Annotated in this window: 1 protein-coding gene; it reads left to right on the forward strand. The window is 69.8% G+C overall.

Going from position 1 to position 470, the window contains the following annotated elements; all coding sequences use genetic code 11:
* A partial coding sequence (locus HB633_RS30670) for a phosphopantetheine-binding protein (protein ID WP_213781870.1) occupies positions 1-470 on the forward strand: 470 nt, incomplete at both ends.

The following is a 470-nucleotide window of genomic DNA, read 5'->3' on the forward strand; positions in this document are numbered from 1 at the left end:
GGTGCTGCTGGCCCATGAAGGCGTGCGCGAGGCGGTCGTGCTGGCCCGCGAGGAGGCGGGCGGCGACACGCGGCTGGTGGCGTATGTGGTAGGTGATCTGGTCGGTGATGGGGTGGGTGACGGAGGTCAGGCGCCAGCGACGAGTGCGCTGCGCGATCACCTGCGCGCGAGCTTGCCGGAGTACATGGTGCCGGCGCATTTCGTGATGCTCGACGCGCTGCCGCTGACGAGCAACGGCAAGCTGGACCGCCGCGCATTGCCCGCACCGGACCGGGATGTCGACGCGTCGGCATACGTCGAGCCGCGCGGCGAAACCGAACAGGCGCTCGCCGCGATCTGGGCTGAGGTGCTGGGCCGGGAGCGGGTAGGCGCACGGGACGACTTCTTCGGACTGGGTGGTCATTCGCTGCTGGCCACGCAGGTGATTGCGCGGCTGCGCAGCGAACTCGACATCGAGTTGCCGCTGCGCA

It is taken from the genome of Caballeronia sp. dw_276 (genome assembly GCF_018449635.1).
GTDB lineage: Bacteria > Pseudomonadota > Gammaproteobacteria > Burkholderiales > Burkholderiaceae > Caballeronia.